The sequence below is a fragment of the Pseudomonas kulmbachensis genome, assembly GCF_963681935.1.
In the GTDB taxonomy this organism is placed as follows: Bacteria; Pseudomonadota; Gammaproteobacteria; order Pseudomonadales; family Pseudomonadaceae; genus Aquipseudomonas; species Aquipseudomonas kulmbachensis.
Map to the genome: position 1 here is coordinate 2,474,983 of NZ_OY817088.1, position 18,576 is coordinate 2,493,558.

Genomic DNA, 18,576 nt, shown 5'->3' on the forward strand with positions numbered 1-18,576 from the left:
ACCAGGAGAGGCAGAGTGATCAATAAAAATAACAATAAATGTCCAGGGCCGCGCCCGCACCGTTATCAGGTCAGTGGCCTGGCGGTCGCCGTGGCACTGGTCTCCAGCCCAGTGTGGGCAGGGGATACCATCGAGTTTGATGACGGCACCACCATCGATTGGTCGGTCACCACCAGTTATGGCATCGGCATGCGCTTGGGTAATCCCAGCGACAGGTTGATGGGGGTAAACGCTGATGATCCTAACCGCAACTTCGATCAGCACAGCCTCACCACCAACCGAGTCGGCGCGCTGGGCGAGATGATCCTGCGCAAGGACAACTACGGCGCGGTGGTGCGTGCCAGTACCTTTTACGACGATGTATACCACCGTAATAACGACAATAATTCGCCTGCGACCGTCAACAAATACGGCAGCAATGACGAGTTCACCAGCGATACCCGCTATTACAGCGGAGGTCGTACGCGCTTGCTCGACGCTTATGTGTTTGGCGGCTGGCGTTTTGAGAACGACACCATGCTCGATGTTAAAGCCGGTCGACATATCGAGTCGTGGGGCGAGAGCCTTTACTACCCTGGCGTGAATGGTGTGCAGAACCCGTCCGATGCGGTCAAGGCTGCGCAGCCGGGGGTTGAGGTCAAGGAAGTGCTGCTTCCAGTCGGGCAGTTCTCGGCGTCCTACCGGATCAACCCGCAAATTACCTTGGGCGGCTATGTGCAGTACGAGTGGAAGGGTACTGAACTGCCGCCGGTGGGCAGCTTTCTGTCGACCTCGGATGTAATCGGGCCGGGTCGCGAGTTTCTGTATATGGGCGCCAACAAGGTGCCTTACCTGGGCACGGATGAACCACGTGACAGCGGGCAGTGGGGCGCGCAGATCCGTTATCGCCCGGTCAGCGAGCTTGAACTGTCGCTGTTCCATGTGGTGTACCACGACAAAAACCCGGCCACCGCACTGGTGGGCTGGGACCCGATCCCGGCCGGGCCCGGCGGGCTGGCGTACAAGGCCAACGGTTATCGGGTCAAGTATTTTGAAGACATCAAGCTGACCGGTATCAGCGCCACCACCAAGCTGGGCGAGTACCAGCTCGGTGCGGAATGGTCGTATCGCGACGGTGCGCCAGTGATGGTCAACACCGGGCTGGGGCCTGTACCTGCCAGGGGCAAGGGCCAACAGCTGCAGTTTTCGGCCATGCGCATTCTGGGTGACCGCCCATGGGCCAGCCAGACCACATTGACCGGTGAAATCGTCACCGTGCGTGCCGACCATGCCGACGACACCTCGGCAGCACCCAACCTTGAAGGCTTGCCTCTGTTGCCATCGCTGGCACCGTCGGTGCAACCGTCCAATGACTACACCTACAAGACCAGCAGTGCATGGCGTACTCGCTCATCCAGCGCGTACACCGTCGGTGCTTCGTTCAGTTATCCGGGCGTATTCCAGGGCTGGGACCTGGAGGTTCCGTTCACCTTCTCGGACGTGTTCAGCGGCGCGGCGCCGATGTCGGGGACGATTGCCGGGGTAGCGGGTGACCGTCGCCTGAGTGCGGGCACCACCTTCAAATACCTGAGCAACCTGGAAGTGTCGCTCAAGTACATCGGATATCTGGGCTCGCCTGACCCGATCTACCGGCCTCTGGCAGACCGTGACTACGCCACGTTCTCGATGAAATACACCTTCTAAAACACGCCCCACCCTGGTGTGGGAGCGGGCTTGCTCGCGATGCAGGCAGCGCGTTGTTTCTGTCTGATCGCATTGATGCCATCGCGAGCAAGCCCGCTCCCACAGGTGATCCAGTTCGCATTCAAAGAGAGAAACCCATGGGTCTTAAAGGTCACGCGGCCATTGTCGGCAGCGCACAGTACAAACCGGAGAAATACGCTACGGCCCCGCGCATGTTCCATCTGGAGCAAGTTGCCGACCTGGCGGCTCAGGCATTGCAGGATGCAGGTTTGCAGGCATCCGATCTCGACGGGCTGGTGATCAACGGCCCGCAATTTCACGAAGCTTCGGTGTTCGTACCGGCCATGGCCGCCGAATACCTGGGCTTGCGACTCAATTTTGCCGAAGTCGTCGACCTTGGTGGCTGTACCTCGGTGGGTATGGTCTGGCGCGCAGCGGCCGCCATCGAACTGGGTTTGTGCCAGGCGGTGCTGTGCGTATTGCCTGCACGCATGGCACCGATGGGGCCGGATGAAGACGCCAGTTGGATGGCCCGGGCCATGCGCTTTGGGGGGCACAGCACGGCGTTTGGCGCACCTGAAGCCGAGTTCGATTTGCCATACGGCCATATGGGTCAGAACACCGGTTACGCGATGATCGCTCAGCGCTATGCCGCGCAATATGGCTACGACCCGCGGGCGATGGCAAAAATCGCGGTGGATCAACGCACCAATGCGCAGTTCAACCCGCAAGCAATGTTCTACGGCCAGCCGTTGACTATTGAGCAAGTACTGGCCAGCAAAAAAGTCGCTGACCCGCTGCATGTACTGGAAATCGTCATGCCTGTGGCGGGTGGCGCCGCGATGATCATCGCCTCCAAAGAGGTGGCAGCGCGAGCCCGCAAGCGACCGTCCTGGATCACTGGTTTTGGCGAGCACCTGGCATTCAAGTCGCCGTCCTATGCCGCTGACATGTTGCACACCCCAATCGGGCCTGCTTCGCGCCGCGCCTTCGAGATGGCCGGGCTCAAGCCAGGTGATGTGGATGCGGCACAAATTTATGACTGCTACACCATCACTGCCTTACTGACCCTGGAAGACGCCGGATTTTGCGCCAAGGGCGAAGGCATGAGCTTTGTGCGTGAACACGATCTGACCTGGCGCGGCGACTTCCCGATGAACACCCACGGCGGCCAGCTCAGCTTTGGTCAGGCAGGCTCGGCCGGCGGCATGAGCCAGGTAATCGAAGCCGTGACGCAAATTGCCGGTGAAGCCGGTGAACGCCAGCTCAAACGTTGCGACACGGTGTATGTATCAGGCACCGGTGGGGTGATGAGTGAGCAGGGCGCATTGATACTTCAGGGAGCTTGAATCCGATGTCGAATAACAAACCAATGCCGGTAGCGACCGAAATTTCTGCGCCGTTCTGGGAAGGTCTGAAGGCTGAGCGTCTGCTGATTCAGCAATGTGAGCACTGCAGCCATTGGGTATTTTATCCGCGTCGGCATTGCCCGGCGTGCTTCACCCATGCCCTGACCTGGCGTGAAGTCAGCGGCGGGGCGACGTTATACAGCTTTACCGTAACCCGCATCGCGACCCTGCCGGATTTCGCCGATGAAATGCCGCAAATGCTGGCGGTGGTCGAACTGGATCAAGGCGTACGGATCAATACCAACCTGGTGGGGCTGGACGAGTCAGAGGTGAAGATCGGCATGCGTCTGCAACCGGTGTTTGCCGAGGTCGATGGCAAAGGAAATCGGCTGCTGCGTTTTACCGGGCTGGACAAGGACGCAGATGCGTTGAAGACCTTACGCGTGGTCGAGCAACCGGTTGCAGCAGCAGTAGCGGTGCGTCAGATTGCTCTGGATGACGAAGCAGGATTACAGGCCTTGGTCAGCGACCAATTCAGCCCTTGGAGCAATCAGGTGGTGGTCGATCAGGCCTTGATCGACACCTTTGCCCAGTTGTCGGGCGACGACTACTGGATTCATACCGACCCAGAGCGGGCGCGCAAGCAAAGCCCGTTTGGCGGCACCATTGCCCATGGGGCGCTGGTGCAGATTCTGCAATCACGGATGAAACTGAACCTGGGGTACGAGATCACCGGTTTCAGCAACATGATCAACTACGGTTCGGATCGACTGCGCTTTCCGGCACCGGTGCCAGCGGGCTCGACGATTCATGCGCGGGCACGGGTGAAGAAGGTGGAGCGCGTCAAGAGCGGCACCCAGTTGACCCTTGAACTCAACACCCATGTACTGGGCAGCGAGCGGCCGTCGGTGATCAATGAACTGGTGATTCTCTATATGTAATCCCCCCCCCTGTGGGAGCGAGCCTGCTCGCGAAAGCGTGTTTGACTGGATGATCGCTTTCGCGAGCAGGCTCGCTCCTGCAGTTTTTATGTGTGTTCCGCCAATCAAGCTTTAGTCTCAACGGACGATGAGCCTCGCAACCTTCCTTCCCATACTGCTCTCAGCCAATAAATACAGGCATTGAGGAGCAGGCACATGATCGACATTCGTGGTTTGAGCTACTTCGTTGCAGAGTCTGCCGACCCCGTTCAGTGGCAGCGTTATGCCCAGGACGTGCTCGGGATGATGGTCAGCGAAGCACCCGCCGGTGGCGTGTACGTGAAAATGGATGAGCGTCCGTTTCGCATGCTGATCGTGCCAGGCGGTGAGTCGCGCTACCTGGCCTCCGGTTGGGAACTGGCCAGCGAGAAGGCATTCAATGCCGCCATCGAAGTACTGGATCAAGCTGATGTGAACTGGCGCTTGGGCACCCCCGAGCAGTGCGATCAGCGCGGTGTGCAAGCGCTGCTGCATGTCACCGACCCGTCGGGCAACCGTCATGAACTGAGCTGGGGCCATCGCTCCGATTGCCAGCCGTTTATCTCGCCGCAAGGCGTACCGGGTTTTATCACTGGCGATATGGGCCTGGGCCACACCGTGCTGCCTGCACCGAATTTCGATGCCACGCTGGCGTTTGCCAAGGATGTGCTTGGCTTTGAACTGTCGGACATTTTCAACTTCCGGCCCGACCCTTCGGCGCCACCGGTCCGCATCCATTTTTTACATTGCAAAAACAGCCGTCACCACAGCCTGGCGCTGGCCGAATACCCGGTGCCGTCCGGTTGTGTGCACGTGATGGTCGAGGTCGAGTCGATGACCGAAGTCGGTCGCGCCCATGACCGGCGCATCGCCCACCAAGTGCCGTTGTCGGCCACCCTCGGCCAGCACCTGAACGACCGCATGACCTCGTTCTATATGAAAACCCCTTCAGGCTTTGACCTGGAGTACGGCTACGGCGGCTTGCTGGTGGACTGGCAAGAGCACAGCGCTTTTGAATTCACCCGGGTAAGCCTGTGGGGCCACGATTTCTCCGTGGGCCAAGAACAGTAAGGAATCACCATGAACAAGCAAATGACAGCGGCAGACGTGGTCGGCCAGTTGCGCGACGGCATGACCATCGGCTTCGGCGGCTGGGGCCCACGGCGCAAGCCCATGGCGATTGTGCGCGAGATCCTGCGCTCGGACGTCAAGGACCTTACTGTGGTCGCCTACGGCGGTCCTGAAGTCGGGATGCTGTGCGCGGCCGGCAAGGTCAAAAAACTGGTTTTCGGCTTTGCCACCCTCGATGCGATCCCGCTCGAAGCCTACTTTCGCAAGGCCCGCGAGGCCGGTGAACTGGAGCTGATGGAACTGGACGAAGGCATGCTGCAATGGGGCCTGCGCGCCGCGGGTATGCGCCTGCCGTTTTTGCCGACCCGATGCGGCCTGGCCACTGATGTCAGCCGCCTGAACCCCGAGATCAAGCAGGTGCAGTCGCCCTATGACGATGGCGAAGTGTTGCTGGCGATGCCGGCATTGAACCTGGATATGGCCTTTTTGCACGTCAACGTGGCGGACCGTCTGGGTAACACTCTGGTCACCGGTCCTGATCCGTATTTCGATCATCTGTTCGCCCGTGCTGCCAAGCAGTGTTTTGTGTCTTGCGAGCGGATTGAGGAACGCTTGAGCCTGGATGCCGCTCAAGCCCGCTTCAACACGTTCGAGCGCTATCTGGTCAGCGGCGTGGTGCATGCACCGTTTGGCGCGCACCCGACGTCGTGCCCGTCCGACTACGGCTGGGACATGAGCCATTTGAAACGCTACAGCGCCAGTGCCGCTGAGGAAGGCGGCTGGGAAGGCTATGTAGCCGAGTTTGTGACCCCGGGCGAAAGCGCCTACCAGGCCAGCAATGGCGGTGTCGATCGACTCAGCGCTTTGCCGCTGCCCGTGTTTTAAGGAGTTTGGACATGACTGCTATTAGCGAATACACCCTGGCTGAACTGTTGATCGTGGCTGCCTGTGAAGCCTGGCGCGGCAACGGTGAAGTGATTGCTTCGGGCCTGGGCGTGATTCCGCGCCTGGGTGCGAGCCTGGCCAAATTGACCCACAGCCCTGAACTGTTGATGACCGACAGCGAAGCATTTCTGGTGGAAGAACCGATCCCGCTGGGGCCTCGTGGTGATTATGTACCGCGCTACTCGGGTTACCTGTCGTTCGAGCGGGTGTTCGAGTGCGTATGGGGCGGACGCCGCCACGCGATGATCGGCCCGACCCAGATCGATCGCTGGGGCCAGACCAATCTGTCATGCATTGGCGACTATCAAAAGCCCAAGGTGGCGATGCTTGGGGTGCGCGGCTTGCCGGGCAACAGCATCAACCATATCAACTCGTTTTTTGTTCCGGCCCATAACACCCGCGCTTTTGTCTCGGGCGAAGTGGACATGGTATCGGGTGTCGGCTTCAAGGCTGAGCGTTGGGAAGAGGGTATGCGCAGCGACTTGATGGATATCCGCCTGATCGTCACTGACCTGTGCGTGATGGACTTCGGTGGCCCGGATCGAGCGGTACAGGTGCGCTCCCTGCACCCCGGTGTGAGCTTTGAACAAGTGCAGGAAAATACTGGCTTCCCGTTACTCAAGGCTGCCGACCTCAAGCAAACCGTTGCCCCGACTCCGGAGCAACTGGCCCTGATTCGCCGTCTGGACCCCCACGACTATCGCGCAGCAGCGCTCAAGGGCAACCCGCCCGGCATTCGCCAGGCCTGAAGGCAAGGAATTCACATGAGCAGCGACAGCGAATTTGTGCAGCGGGCTGATACCGCTGTGTATGAAACCGAAGAGCCGGTGCTCTATGGGGTGGCCGATGGTATTGCCACACTGACCATGAACCGGCCGACCGTGAACAATGCGCAAAACTCGCAAATGACCTACGCCCTGGACGATGCTTTTCGCCGCGCGGTGAATGACGATGCGGTGAAAGTCATAGTGCTGCGCGGCAATGGCAAGCACTTCTCGGCGGGTCACGATATTGGCACTCCCGGGCGCGATATCAACAAGGCGTTCGATCGCGCCAGCCTGTGGTGGGATCACACCAACAAACCCGGTGGCGAATACCTGTATGCCCGCGAGCAGGAGGTGTACCTGGGTATGTGTCGGCGCTGGCGAGAACTGCCCAAGCCGACCATTGCCATGGTGCAGGGCGCGTGCATTGCAGGTGGGTTGATGCTGGCCTGGGTATGCGATTTGATCGTGGCCAGCGACGATGCATTTTTTCAGGACCCAGTGGTGCGCATGGGCATTCCGGGGGTGGAGTATTTTGCCCATCCCTATGAACTGAACCCGCGTATCGCCAAGGAATTCCTGTTTACCGGTGATCGTATGAACGCCGAACGCGCCTATCAAATGGGCATGGTCAACCGCCTGTTTGCCCGCGAGGAGCTGGAGGCGGGCACATACGCACTGGCCGCGGCCATTGCCAAACAGCCGCGCATGGGCTTGGCCTTGACCAAGCAGGCGATCAATCACGTTGAAGATTTGCAGGGCAAGCGCACGGCGATGGATGCGGTGTTTGCCTGGCATCACTTTGCCCATAGCCATAACGAGTTGCTCTCGGGCGACAAGCTTGGCGGCTATGACGCCAAGGCCATGATTGAAGCGAACAAGACCGCTGCAGGTGATCGTCGATGAGCGAGTATTTGCAAACGGCATTGACCGATGCCTTGGGCTGTCGTTATCCAATCGTGCAAACCGCGATGGGCTGGGTGGCGGACGCCAATCTGGTGATCGCCAGTACCCGGGCCGGAGCTTTCGGTTTTCTGGCCGGGGCGACCATCGCGGCGGATCAACTGGAGGCTGAAATTCAGCGGGTGATCGAGGCCACGGGTGGCAGCAACTTTGGCCTTAATTTCCATATGTTCCAGGAAAATGCCGCGCAGTGCGTGGATCTGGCCATTGAATACCGCTTGCGTGCTGTGAGCTATGGCCGTGGGCCGGATCGCCAGACCATCGACCGCTTCAAGAAAGCCGGGGTGTTGTGCATTCCGACTGTGGGCGCGCTTAAGCATGCGATCAAGGCCGTGGAGCTTGGCGCGGACATGATCACCGTGCAGGGCGGTGAAGGTGGCGGGCATACCGGTGGCGTGCCAAGCACCATTTTGCTGCCGCAGGTACTGGATGCAGTACGGGTGCCGGTGATTGCAGCGGGTGGCTACTCCACCGGCCGTGGGCTGGCCGGGGCGCTGGCCAGCGGCGCTGCCGGGATTGCCATGGGTACGCGGTTCCTGATGACCCAGGAATCGCCAACCCCTATCGCAACTTTGGACCGTTACGTAAAAGTCTCTGATCCCCAACACATTCGCGTGACGACGGCGGTGGACGGCATGCGCCATCGGATGATCGAGAACGCGTTTATCAATCGCCTGGAAAAGGCCAGTGCCTTTGGCCGCCTGCGCATTGCTCTGGGCAGCGCCTGGCACTGGAAGCAACAGACCGGCATGAGTCTTGGGCATATGCTCAGCGTGTTCGTCCAATCGGTGAAGGAAGACCCCGCAGCCTTGTCACAAACCGTTATGGCAGCCAACCAGCCGGTGTTGTTGCAACGCTCGATGGTCGATGGCGTGCCGGATGAAGGGATCCTGCCGTGCGGGCAAGTAGCGGCCGCTATCGGCGAGTTGAAAAGTTGCCAGCAATTGATCGACGAGATGGTGCAAGCAGCTGAACGTTGTCTGATGGCAGTGAATGCACGTCATCAGGCTGTACGCACCAAGGCGTCACAGCCAGCAGGCATCTGAAACGGCTTCCAATGTTGTATCTGTACTTGGTTGGATAACAACACCATCCCCATCCAGGCGGTGGGGCAGGTAGCCAGCCAAGCTGGCCCTACGACAAAAAACCGCCATCCACATTCAGCGAAACACCTGTGGTGTAGCTCGATGCATCGCTTGCCAGATACAACACTGCTCCGGCCATTTCACTCGGCGCGGCCACGCGCTTGAGCGGAACCTGCTGCAGGACGGTCTTGAGGATGGCGTCATTCTTGACCAGCGCCGAAGCGAATTTGGTGTCGGTCAGGCCTGGCAGCAGGGCGTTGCAGCGGATGCCGAATGCCGCACATTCCTTGGCAAACACCTTGGTCATGTTGATCACCGCCGCCTTGGTCATCGAATACACCCCCTGGAATACCCCCGGTGAAACGCCGTTGATCGAGGCCACGTTGATGATGCTGCCGCCGCCGTGCTCGCGCATCAGCTTGCCGGCCTCGACCGACATAAAGAAGTAACCGCGAATATTCACGTCGACGGTTTTCTGGAAGGCGCTGAGGTCGGTGTCCAGCACGTTGCAAAATTGCGGGTTGGTGGCGGCATTGTTGACCAGAATATCGAGGCGCCCGAAGTCTTCGCGGATACGCGCAAAGGTCCGGGTGATGTGTTCCATTTCGCCGATATGGCAAGCGATGGCTGTGGCCTTGCCGCCATCGGCGATGATCGCATCGGCCACGGGCTGGCAGCCTTCGAGCTTGCGGCTGGAAACGATCACGTGGGCACCTTGCTGGGCCAGCAGTTTGGCAATGGCTTCACCGATACCGCGACTGGCACCGGACACGAACGCAATTTTGCCATCAAGGTCGAACAGTTGAGTCCTGGACATGCGGGTTCCTTGTTATCTCGGGCTTAGAGGCTGGAGCGGCGAATGACATTGAGGCTCATCTGCTCAAGCAGGGCGTTCATTTGCACGAATTGCGCGAAGCGTTTGTCCTGGGTCTGGCCGTGGTAGTAGCGGTAGTAGATTTGTTGAACGATACCCGCCAGACGGAACAATCCATAGGTGTAGTAGAAATCGTAGTTGTCGATCTGGATCCCGGAGCGCTCGGCGTAGTAATCGACGAATTCGCGGCGAGTCAACATGCCGGAGGCATTGCTTGGCTGGCGTCGCATTAATTGCACCGGTGCGGGGTCGCCCGCTTCAATCCAGTAGGCGAGGGTATTGCCCAGGTCCATCAGCGGGTCGCCCAGAGTGGTCAGCTCCCAGTCCAGCACACCGATGATCTGCATCGGATCGGCGGGGTCGAGGATCACGTTATCAAAGCGGTAGTCATTGTGAACAATGGCCGGGGTCGGATGGTCGGCCGGCATGTTGGCCTGCAGCCAGTCTTTAACGGCTTCCCAGCGCGGTGCATCCGGGGTCAGGGCCTTGTCGTAGCGCTCGGTCCAGCCACTGATCTGGCGTTGCACGTAGCCTTGCGGCTTACCCAGATCACCCAGGCCGCAGGCGTTGTAGTCGACCTTGTGCAGCTCGACCAGTTTGTCGATAAAGCGCTTGCACAGCGTCCGGATATTGTCGGCGCTAAGCGCCAGTTCGTCGGGTATGTCAGAGCGCAGGATGATGCCCTTGACCCGCTCCATCACGTAAAATTCGGAGCCGATCAGGGTTGTGTCGGTGCAGTGGGCATAGGCTTTGGGGCAGTAGGGGAAGGCGTTCTTGAGCTGGTTGAGGATGTGGAACTCGCGGCCCATGTCGTGGGCTGACTTGGCTTTTTGGCCAAACGGCGGGCGGCGCAGCACCAGTTCCTGCCCGGGGTATTCAATCAGGTAGGTCAGGTTGGAGGCGCCTCCAGGGAATTGACTGATTGCCGGTTGCCCTGCAAGCCCCGGGATATGCGCCTTGATATAAGGATCGATGCGGTTGGCGTCGAGTTCTTCGCCGGAACGGATGCGGGTGGACGAGTCGGTAAGCGCCATATCTATCTCTTCTGCTTATATTTAGGGCTTGGCAATATTCGTTAATCTAATGGGCGGCCACGTCGTCGACAAGGCATGCAGGGCCTTAATAGGTGTGGGTGTTAGTGCGCGATCAGCATCCTTGATAAGCATTGCCTGAGTGAAGTGCAGGCCAAAAAAAACCGAAGCGCGCAGGCTTCGGTTTTGGGTATTGCCTGCTGCTTAAGCCGGGAACAGTTCGCTCAGCTTCATGGCCAGCATCATGTCGCCTTCGGCGCGCAGTTTGCCACCCATGAACGCTTGCATGCCGTCAGTTTCGCCGCTGACGATGCCTTCCAGGGTTTCACCGTCCATTACCAGTGTTACCTGGGCGTCCGGGTTTTCGCCTTCTTTCAGTTCACAGGTGCTGTCTTTGACGATCAGCGAGAAGTTTTTGTCGTCATCAATGCGGAAACCAAATACCAGGTCCAGGCCTGCAGCAGCGGCTGGGTTGAATTTGGCTTTCATTGCTTGAACGGCATCAGCTACAGAAGTCATGGTTCGATCCTTTTGTGGTGGGTTTCAGCGGCGCTGGGCCGCGGTTGCCGACGCTCAACGATAGGTGATGAGTGACGGCGTCTTCAACAGTTGCAAATGCACATGACTGTTGAAGGAAGCCAGGGTCACCTCGCGGCCATGGAACTTGAGTTGGCTGAGCGAGGTATTAACAATTTGCCAGGCCAGCTTGAAGGCATCGTTGGCCGCAATGTTGGTCAGTATGTGGATCAGGGCAGTAATGGTACCTGCCGAGGTGAACACGGCAATGGTCTGTTGGCCTTTGGCCAGGTCGAGAATCCGGTTCAAGCCCGCCTGGGCCCGTTCGACAAACCCCAGCCAGGTTTCCAGCCCAGGGGTGTCGTAGGTGCCACTGAGCCAGCGGTCGATGATCAGCTCAAAGATGCGCTGGAATTCCGCCGGGTTATGGGCGGCATCAGTCATCGCCGCCAATGCGCCAGGTTCGTCTGGCAGCAGGCCAGGAAGCAGGGCGTCAAGTATGGCGAATGCATCGAACTCGTTGAATGCGGCGTCTACTTCAAGTTCTGGGGTAGGCAGTCCGGCAGCGCTGAACTGTGCCAGTGCATGACGCGCGGTGTCTTGCTGACGGGATAGATCCCCCGACAGGCAGCGGTCAAAACGCAGACCCAGATCGACCAGATGCTGGCCGGCAATTTCTGCCTGGCGCACACCCAGTGACGACAGCATGTCGTAGTTATCTGCGCCGAAAGAGGCCTGGCCATGTCTTATCAAGTAGATGCTGCCCACGTCCGCGTCGTCCCGGTCCGCTGAAAGTCTGGCGAGGTTAGGAGGATGGCAAGTGGCTGTCAATGAAAAAACATACGCTTGTTTGAATTCCTGCAAGTGCCAGCGCGTAAGGTGTTTCACGGCTGGCAGGCCCCGGTTGGCGCCGGTATGCTGGTTGCCATTGCGCAGCCCTGACCTGAGGGCTGCAGACGTTCTAAGGAGAGGCTGTGGAATTTCTTGCCGAGTACGCCAGTTTTCTGGCTAAAACCGTGACCTTGGTGATTGCCATTCTGGTGGTACTGGTGACCCTGGCGGCATTGCGTGGCAAAGGACGCCGTTCTGCCGGGCAGTTGCAGGTCACCAAGCTCAATGACTTTTACAAAGGTCTGCGTGAGCGTCTGGAGCAGTCCCTGTTGTCCAAGAGTCAGCTCAAGGCGCTGCACAAACAGACCGCTAAAGCTGAGAAAAAGCTGAAAAAACAGCCTGAAGACAAACCTAATGTCTACGTTCTGGACTTTGCAGGCGATATCAAGGCATCGGCTACAGAAAGCCTGCGTCACGAAATCACCGCATTGCTGAGCCTGGCGAAGCCGACAGATGAAGTGGTACTGCGTCTGGAAAGCGGCGGCGGCATGGTACATAGCTATGGCCTGGCATCGTCGCAACTGGCACGTATTCGCCAGGCGGGCATTCCGCTGACAATTTGTATCGATAAAGTCGCGGCCAGTGGTGGTTACATGATGGCGTGCATCGGGCAGAAGATTATCAGCGCCCCGTTTGCAATCCTGGGCTCCATTGGCGTGGTTGCACAGTTGCCTAACGTCAACCGCCTGCTTAAAAAGCATGATATCGACTATGAAGTGCTGACCGCCGGTGAGTACAAACGAACCCTGACAGTGTTTGGCGAAAATACCGAAAAAGGTCGTGAGAAATTTCAGCAGGACCTGGATATCACCCATCAATTGTTCAAGAACTTCGTGGCCAAATATCGGCCGCAACTGGCGATTGACGAAGTGGCCACTGGTGAAGTCTGGTTGGGTGTAGCGGCGGTGGACATGCAACTGGTCGACGAACTGAAAACCAGTGACGAGTATTTGTCCGAACGCGCCAAGGAAGCCCAGCTGTATCACTTGCACTTTGCCCAGCGCAAAAGTTTGCAGGAGCGTGTGGGGTTGGCTGCCGGTTCTTCGGTAGAGAAGGTAGCCGATTCGTTGTGGTCCCGTTTGACCCAGCAGCGTTACTGGTAAAGCTGTAACCCTGTTGTAAGTGGGTAATTGCAACAGGGTCATTATTTTGGTTGCTAAAGTGCGACTTCAGGTGCGGTAATTATCTAGTATTTAAAGCGTGTTTTTAATTGCGTTAGCCGATTCTTGAACAAGTAATTAACGCGCTAGGTTTTAAGGCTGTCTATAAGCTTGAGGCATGAACTCCATGCCAGGCTAGAATCATGACAGACGCGACCAACGCTCTTGTATCAGATGCTGAACGAACCGTTATTGAACACTCCCGCCGATTGGCCAATACGCTGGCCGTCAATCAACATAAAACCTATATTCCGCCTTTGCTGGAACCTTGGTTCATTCACGCGCCGCCCCGGATACGTGAGGCGTTGCGCGACAGCTTCAAGCAGGGCCAGGCTACCCAGCGCGTAGTCTCTGCGGTATTGGCTCAGGTAAAGCCGATCGAACAGTTTGCCGAGCCGTTGCTCAAGACCGCGCTGGCAGCCCGCGGGTGGGGTGACGTGAACCCCAGGACTTACGGCCTCAAACAGGTTCGATTATTGAGCAACCTGACACTGTTCTTCGCTCGTCAGCAAGTTAAATTGGTCGATACCTTTGCCCAGTTAACCATGCCTGATCTTCTCACGCCCGAGTCGTTGGAGCTGAATCTGGTCTCCGGTATTACCCAGCACAGTTTGCTGCAGGCCGCTCTGCAGAATTTTGAGATTGAAGAAACCGCCAGTGACGGGTTTGATTCAGGCAGCTGTATTTATGAAGTCAGCGCGCGCCGGGCGATTGAACATCTGGCACTTAAGCCGGAACACTTTGCACTGATATGCCGCGACCTCGATCTGGGCTTTCAGTATCAATGGCACTTGGCGCGTGTGTTCGAACCGGTTGATGATAACGTGTCCGCTGAAGATATTAATTCCAAAGCCTATAAGTTGAAATTTGCGTTCACCCAGAACTTACGCCATGAATTTACCTGCGCCTTGCACATGGCTTATATGAAGAAGGAAATAACGACAAATATTCATGCATTCATGATGACCCTGTTAGGCGCGCCTACTGCCCTGTTTTCACTTCTGCAATCAGCCCACGGCACTTTGCAAATCATGGGGTTTGAAGTCCCGGGCGTCATTGTCTTCTGGCCAGAAAGCAAGTCGACCGCACAGGCGCAATCCTGTGTGCTTTATCTGCCGAACAGTCCGCACAAGGCCTTTCATGAATTTGAGTCGTTTGAACTGTTGAAGGCGACGTTACGGGAGTGGTTGAAGGGCCGTGTGTTCGCCAATTATTTTGTTAAATTGGTGCCGCTTCGCCATCGTGCTGAGTTTATGCGCCGCACCGATATGCAGAACGTGACCTGGGACTCGTTATTACTGCGTAGCCCACCCATCATCAATGAACCTGCCCTGATGTCCGAGAGCCGGCATGTGCCTCAGACAGATGATCCGTTTGTTGTGGCCTGGCGCCTGCAACTGGCGCAAATAAAGGACGATGCCAGATTACTGGTCGTGCCCACCGAAGACGAAGACTCCAAAAGTCGTTTGGAACGCCAGGCGTCCTTTTTGAATATCGGGCTGAGCCTGCTCACCATTGCGCTAGGGTTTGTGCCTGTTTTGGGTGACATCCTGCTGGTCACCAGTGTCATTCAATTGGGCGTCGAGTTGTACGATGGCATCAAGGCCTGGGAGCAAGGTGACCGTGCCGCAGCCCTGGAGCACTTGTTCGATATTGCGCAAAACTTTGCCTTGGTCGCGAGCAGCGCCGGGGCGGCAAAAGTACTCAGGCCCGAACCTGTGGTGGATGCTCTGGTGGCAGTGCGCTCGGTAACCGGTCGCCAGCGCCTGTGGCGGCCTGACCTTGAGCCTTACGCGGTGAAAAATGGATTGCTGGCAGGACTTAAGCCTGATGCTCATGGGCTGTATAGCTTGGGCGAGAAGCAGTATCTCCAGTTTGAGCAGCAGATATTCCAGGTCGAAGTTTCCCCGGATAGTCGCCAGGGCGTTATCCGGCATCCCACCGATCCCCAGGCCTACAGGCCGCGGATTGAACATAACGGCAGCGGTGCATGGGTGCATGAACTGGAAACCCCCCGGAAGTGGTCGCGTATGCAGTTGTTCCGTCGTCTGGGGCCTGAAGTACGAGGGTTTTCGGATGCCACGGCCGAGCAGGTTTTGCTGGTGACCGACACCCGTGAAGCGGTGCTGCGCAAGCTCTATATGGATAACCGCCCTATGCCGCCAGCGCTGGCGGACAGCATCAAGCGTGTGCGCTTGAGTGAAATGATCGAGAGTTTCATCGCGCAGATGAAACAGGGGGTCAATAGTTCGCCGGACAATGGGCCATTGCAATTGGAACTGTTGACCCGGCTTCCCGGCTGGCCTGCGGATCGTGTACTGCGTGTGGTTGATATGCAGGGCGTGACAATCAGGGAGTACGGCTCGGATATGGCGCCGTCCAATCCACGGCTGCAAGTCGTCGAAACCCAGGTGAGCAGGGGCGACCTGTTGAAAGTCACGCTGGATTTTTTTTCCACCCAGCAAATTGAAGCGTTGCTGGGGCGGCTAGACCTGGGGCTGGAGCAGCAGGTTCAAGCGCTTTCGCGCAAGCTGGGTCAGTATGCCGAGTCCACCAGGCAGGAGTTGTTTTCGCGTCTTTATGACATTGGCGAAGTTGCTCCGACGCAGACGCATAGCCTGAAAGATCAGTTCCCCGGATTACCAGTGGTGGTGTTGGAGGAGTTGATCAGTCACCTGTCGCCTGAAGAGCTTATAGCGCTGAACAGTGGCGGCCGCTTACCGTTGCATGTGCTCGAGGAGGCCCGCAGTTATGCTCAGGTCATGCGCTTGAATCGTTCGATCGAGGGCCTGTACTTCGAGGCTTTGCGCAGCGCCGACAGCTCGGAGCTGGGATGGCGCACCTTGCTTGATTTGCCTGGCTGGCCAGCCAATCTGCGTCTGGTAGTTCGGGATAAAAGCAACGGTACAGTGCTCAACACTCTGGGCCGTGACACGGCCATCTATAGCCAAGAGCTTTTTAAAACCGGCGATGTTTACGAGTTTCATGGAACCGTAGATCAAGACATTTACCGCAGCCCTGATCTATTGATGTGTGTGGCGCAAGGGTTAACGCCATCGCAACGTACTGCACTGAGTTTGCCCGCCACTGACCCTGGCGTGGTTTTGAAGCGTAAGGTTGCCGACCTTGCGGCCATCAATCGGGGGCGCAGTGCAGGCATATTGGGAATGCAGCGGATAAAACCCTGGTTCAGGTCGCCGCTTCGAATGGCTTCTGGCCGGTTGGGGTACACGCTGGGTGGTCGTTCGGGGCATCTGCTGGAAGAGGACCGTGCCGTGCTGCTTCAGGATCTGGTTGCCGATCTGTTTCCGTTGATGAACGAGGGGCAAGCGGGGCAGTTCTTGTACCGCTTGAAGCTCACCCCGGAGCTGACGATTCGGGCACTGAACAAGCTCAAGGCAGAGCTGCAGACGCTGCGTAGCGGGCTTGACCATTGGGTGGCAGCAACGGTGTGGACTCAAACCTCTGCAGCAGGGCCCCGCGTGTTGGTCCCGCCCCATATCAAGCGGGACATCAGCCAGGCACTGATCAGCACTTGGCGCAGGCAAAGTGAAAGTGTGCAGTTTGCGGATCACTCCGGTTATGCGCTCGATCTCAATGGTTGGCCGGTGGATTGCCTGCCTGAACTGTCGGCCGATTTTGGCCATGTGAGCTCACTGCGTTTACACAACTCGCCAAACGGCAGATTCCCGGTTCAATTTCTGGAACGTTTCCCCAACTTGCGGGTGCTGTCTATAGTCAGTAGCCAACTGACCGAGGTGCCTTCGGCAGTTTTGCTCATGCCTGAATTGATCGATCTGAACCTGCAGGGCAATCAGATTGTTTTGAGCGATCGCACGTCCACGTTGTTGTCTGGGCTGACCAGGCTGAAATCGCTGAATCTGATGGCAAATCCTCTGGGGCGACGTATCTCGGTGCGCCGTATGACTGACCTGGTGCATCTGAGATTACGTTATACCGGCCTGCAAACCTGGCCTGAGGGGGTTGAGGCGCTCAGCCATCTGGAAACCCTTGATCTGCGCGATAACGACATTACGCGTATTCCCCAGGATGTGTTTGATGCCCAGAGAACGTCGGTCAATCGTGTCACTCACTTGCATGACAACCCCCTGAGTGCAGACTCCTTGCGGCGCCTGGATAATTACCGGCGCGAAATGGGTATCGATTTCGGCATCACCCCGCGCCGTCAACATATTGCCCAGGCTGGCGGCGTCCTTAATTGGTCGGTTCAGCCCAGTTACGAGCAACACAGGGTGTGGCGCAACCTAAGCGGCATTGGCCCGTCGGCTGATTTTTTCCGGGTGCTGGAAGACCTCACCGCGTCGGCGCAGTATTTGCACCACCGCGAAAATTTGAGTCGGCGTGTCTGGGCCATGCTCAATGATATGCACTCGCACAGTGAGTTACGCGATCAGTTGTTTGAGGTGTCGGCCAACCCTAATACCTGTGCTGATGGCATTCCGATGATTTTTGCGGATATGGAACTTCGTCAGCAAATCTTCACTGCCCTGAACACGGGCAATACTGAAGGCAAGTTGCTGAACCTGGCACACGGGCTATTTCGCCTGGAGTTGCTGGACAAGCATGTGTTGGGCGTCATTGAAGGCCGAGTGGCTGAGGTTCATGCCGAGCAGCGCGCGTATGTCCAGCAGCTGCAGGGTTTGATTGATGCCGTCAGCCCGGACTTTGTATCCGGCCCGTTGTCCGCCATGACGGCGCAGGAGCAGCAGGGTGTCGCGTATCGGCTGGGCACGGGAGCTGCGTTGCGGCTGGCGCAGCGGTTGAGCCCTGCCGACTTGCAAGCACGCATTGACCGTATTGAGCCTTTGGAAGTGCAGATGTTTTATCAGGTCAAGCTGGCACGGGACCTTGGCTTGCCCGCCCGGCCAAAAAGAATGATTTTTGAGCGGATGGCTAATGTAACGCCACAGCAACTGGAGGTCGCCAAGCAGCTGGTATTGAGTGAGGACACTCCGGCGGCGAAGACGGCTTTTATCGAAAAACAGGGTTTTTGGGGCGCGTTTCTGGAGAAGAAATACCCTGATGAGTTCAGCGCTGCCGACTCTCCCTTGCATGCACGCATGCAGGTGATTTACATCGCGCGTGAGGGTATGTCCAGTCAGGACTATGTTTCGAAGACACATGCAGTGGGCGAAAGCCGTCAGCAGGTGAGGGATGCACTGATTGCCCGGCTGACCAAAAAGGAGCTCGAAGAGCACCCCTTTACCGAGCCGAAAATCTCAACCTCCAGTGATGTCTGACCGGCTGCCCGCGGGCCTTGGGCG

The 18,576-nt window shown here is 57.7% G+C and carries 14 protein-coding genes; 10 read left to right on the forward strand and 4 right to left on the reverse strand.

Annotated features, from left to right (window positions below):
- Window positions 1-15 precede the first annotated feature (15 nt).
- The 8 genes from U5A05_RS11330 to U5A05_RS11365 all read left to right on the forward strand — a co-directional run bounded on the left by U5A05_RS11330 (window position 16) and on the right by U5A05_RS11365 (window position 8,780).
- Window positions 16-1,683, forward strand: a complete 1,668-nt coding sequence (locus U5A05_RS11330; RefSeq protein WP_261742155.1) for a DUF1302 domain-containing protein — start codon at window positions 16-18, stop codon at window positions 1,681-1,683.
- 137 nt (window positions 1,684-1,820) lie between these two features.
- Window positions 1,821-3,032 (forward strand): thiolase family protein, encoded by a 1,212-nt coding sequence (locus tag U5A05_RS11335; RefSeq protein ID WP_261742156.1) that lies wholly within the window; start codon window positions 1,821-1,823, stop codon window positions 3,030-3,032.
- A gap of 5 nt (window positions 3,033-3,037) precedes the next feature.
- Entirely contained in the window at window positions 3,038-3,973 is a 936-nt protein-coding gene (locus U5A05_RS11340; RefSeq protein ID WP_261742157.1) for a bifunctional OB-fold nucleic acid binding domain-containing protein/MaoC family dehydratase, read from the forward strand.
- A 195-nt stretch (window positions 3,974-4,168) separates the two neighbouring features.
- Complete coding sequence (locus U5A05_RS11345) at window positions 4,169-5,062, forward strand: VOC family protein (protein WP_261742158.1); 894 nt, start codon at window positions 4,169-4,171, stop codon at window positions 5,060-5,062.
- Window positions 5,063-5,071: 9 nt separating this feature from the next.
- Window positions 5,072-5,947: a CoA transferase subunit A gene (locus tag U5A05_RS11350; RefSeq protein WP_261742159.1), complete on the forward strand. Its 876-nt coding sequence runs from the start codon at window positions 5,072-5,074 to the stop codon at window positions 5,945-5,947.
- Window positions 5,948-5,958: 11 nt separating this feature from the next.
- Entirely contained in the window at window positions 5,959-6,756 is a 798-nt protein-coding gene (locus U5A05_RS11355) for a CoA-transferase subunit beta (protein WP_321836414.1), read from the forward strand.
- 15 nt (window positions 6,757-6,771) lie between these two features.
- The gene (locus U5A05_RS11360; protein ID WP_261742161.1) at window positions 6,772-7,677 is read left to right on the forward strand and encodes an enoyl-CoA hydratase; all 906 of its coding nucleotides are present in this window, start codon (window positions 6,772-6,774) and stop codon (window positions 7,675-7,677) included.
- On the forward strand, window positions 7,674-8,780 hold the full coding sequence (locus tag U5A05_RS11365; protein ID WP_321836415.1) for an NAD(P)H-dependent flavin oxidoreductase: 1,107 nt from the start codon (window positions 7,674-7,676) through the stop codon (window positions 8,778-8,780). The genes U5A05_RS11360 and U5A05_RS11365 overlap by 4 nt, the downstream gene beginning before the upstream one ends.
- Window positions 8,781-8,868: 88 nt before the next feature.
- Here U5A05_RS11365 and U5A05_RS11370 read toward each other — a convergent pair whose 3' ends face one another.
- From U5A05_RS11370 to U5A05_RS11385, 4 genes are all read right to left on the reverse strand, one after another.
- Window positions 8,869-9,636, reverse strand: coding sequence for an SDR family oxidoreductase (locus U5A05_RS11370; protein ID WP_261742163.1), 768 nt, complete (start codon window positions 9,634-9,636; stop codon window positions 8,869-8,871).
- 23 nt (window positions 9,637-9,659) lie between these two features.
- Window positions 9,660-10,727, reverse strand: a complete 1,068-nt coding sequence (locus U5A05_RS11375) for a phosphotransferase family protein (protein ID WP_321836416.1) — start codon at window positions 10,725-10,727, stop codon at window positions 9,660-9,662.
- Between the two features lie 201 nt (window positions 10,728-10,928).
- The gene (locus U5A05_RS11380; protein ID WP_048358034.1) at window positions 10,929-11,243 is read right to left on the reverse strand and encodes an SCP2 sterol-binding domain-containing protein; all 315 of its coding nucleotides are present in this window, start codon (window positions 11,241-11,243) and stop codon (window positions 10,929-10,931) included.
- A gap of 54 nt (window positions 11,244-11,297) precedes the next feature.
- A complete protein-coding gene (locus U5A05_RS11385) occupies window positions 11,298-12,008 on the reverse strand; it encodes a histidine phosphatase family protein (protein ID WP_261742165.1) in 711 nt (236 codons plus the stop codon).
- A 206-nt stretch (window positions 12,009-12,214) separates the two neighbouring features.
- Between U5A05_RS11385 and sohB the strand changes: the two genes are divergently transcribed.
- Window positions 12,215-13,234, forward strand: a complete 1,020-nt coding sequence (gene sohB, locus U5A05_RS11390) for a protease SohB (RefSeq protein ID WP_261742166.1) — start codon at window positions 12,215-12,217, stop codon at window positions 13,232-13,234.
- Between the two features lie 200 nt (window positions 13,235-13,434).
- The gene (locus U5A05_RS11395) at window positions 13,435-18,552 is read left to right on the forward strand and encodes an NEL-type E3 ubiquitin ligase domain-containing protein (protein ID WP_321836419.1); all 5,118 of its coding nucleotides are present in this window, start codon (window positions 13,435-13,437) and stop codon (window positions 18,550-18,552) included.
- Window positions 18,553-18,576 lie beyond the last annotated feature (24 nt).

What these genes read in the sequence shown, in the direction of transcription:
- U5A05_RS11335 (WP_261742156.1), top strand. Translation starts at nt 1,821, where the DNA reads ATGGGTCTTAAAGGTCACGCGGCCATTGTCGGCAGCGCACAGTACAAA.
- U5A05_RS11340 (WP_261742157.1), top strand. Translation starts at nt 3,038, where the DNA reads ATGTCGAATAACAAACCAATGCCGGTAGCGACCGAAATTTCTGCGCCG.
- U5A05_RS11355 (WP_321836414.1), top strand. Translation starts at nt 5,959, where the DNA reads ATGACTGCTATTAGCGAATACACCCTGGCTGAACTGTTGATCGTGGCT.
- U5A05_RS11365 (WP_321836415.1), top strand. Translation starts at nt 7,674, where the DNA reads ATGAGCGAGTATTTGCAAACGGCATTGACCGATGCCTTGGGCTGTCGT.
- U5A05_RS11345 (WP_261742158.1), top strand. Translation starts at nt 4,169, where the DNA reads ATGATCGACATTCGTGGTTTGAGCTACTTCGTTGCAGAGTCTGCCGAC.
- U5A05_RS11375 (WP_321836416.1), bottom strand. Translation starts at nt 10,727, where the DNA reads ATGGCGCTTACCGACTCGTCCACCCGCATCCGTTCCGGCGAAGAACTC.
- U5A05_RS11360 (WP_261742161.1), top strand. Translation starts at nt 6,772, where the DNA reads ATGAGCAGCGACAGCGAATTTGTGCAGCGGGCTGATACCGCTGTGTAT.
- U5A05_RS11380 (WP_048358034.1), bottom strand. Translation starts at nt 11,243, where the DNA reads ATGACTTCTGTAGCTGATGCCGTTCAAGCAATGAAAGCCAAATTCAAC.
- U5A05_RS11350 (WP_261742159.1), top strand. Translation starts at nt 5,072, where the DNA reads ATGAACAAGCAAATGACAGCGGCAGACGTGGTCGGCCAGTTGCGCGAC.
- U5A05_RS11395 (WP_321836419.1), top strand. Translation starts at nt 13,435, where the DNA reads ATGACAGACGCGACCAACGCTCTTGTATCAGATGCTGAACGAACCGTT.
- U5A05_RS11370 (WP_261742163.1), bottom strand. Translation starts at nt 9,636, where the DNA reads ATGTCCAGGACTCAACTGTTCGACCTTGATGGCAAAATTGCGTTCGTG.